Raw genomic sequence first — 646 nt, 5'->3', positions numbered from 1 at the left:
GTCGTCACCATCGGCGTCGGCGGCAACAGCCTGCCCTTCGGCGGGATGCTCCTCAAGTGCCTCGAAAAGGGCGCGGCCGGCGCGTCCTGCCGCGAGTACTACACCAACCCGCCCGAGGGCGAGGAGAGCATCGAGGACAAGCTCTCCCGGGTCCAGGACGAGTACATCGAGATGCTGGCCCACGTGCACCAGGCCGCACCCAACGCCAAGGTGATCACGGTCGGCTACCCGGCCGTCCTGCCGGAGGACGCCAGTGCGTGCAACCGGGCGTCCCTCACGGAGCTCGGTTCCATCAGCCACGCCGACATCGACTGGCTGCGTGACGACGTCCTCAGGCAGCTGAACAACACGATCCAGCGGGTCTCGAACTTCTTCGGGGACCGTTACGTCGACGTCTACTTCTCCAGCGAGGGCCACGACGCCTGCCAGCCCGCGGACACCAAGTGGGTCGAGGGGATCTGCGGCGACGCCGAGGACTACTGGCCCACCCGCCTCCCCGGCACGCTGCTGAACTGCGGCCTCATCGGCAAGCACGTCACCCTGGTCCACCCCAACGCCGCCGGACACGAAAACACCGCCGCCCACGTGGAGCGAGCGATCCGCATCGCCCTGCTCGCCCGCTGACCGGCCACCGTCGGGCCCGCAC

General features: G+C 68.9%; 1 protein-coding gene. It reads left to right on the top strand.

The features are described 5' to 3' along the window. A partial coding sequence (locus CCN56_RS40740) for a GDSL-type esterase/lipase family protein (protein WP_256962444.1) occupies positions 1 to 624 on the top strand: 624 nt, incomplete at its 5' end. Positions 625 to 646: the final 22 nt, after the last annotated feature.

This window comes from Streptomyces sp. NRRL B-24572, assembly GCF_002156145.1.
GTDB classification, from domain to species: Bacteria; Actinomycetota; Actinomycetes; order Streptomycetales; family Streptomycetaceae; genus Streptomyces; species Streptomyces vietnamensis.
The sequence above is the reverse complement of the archived record's forward strand: the minus strand, read 5'-3'. Positions and strand labels throughout refer to the sequence as shown.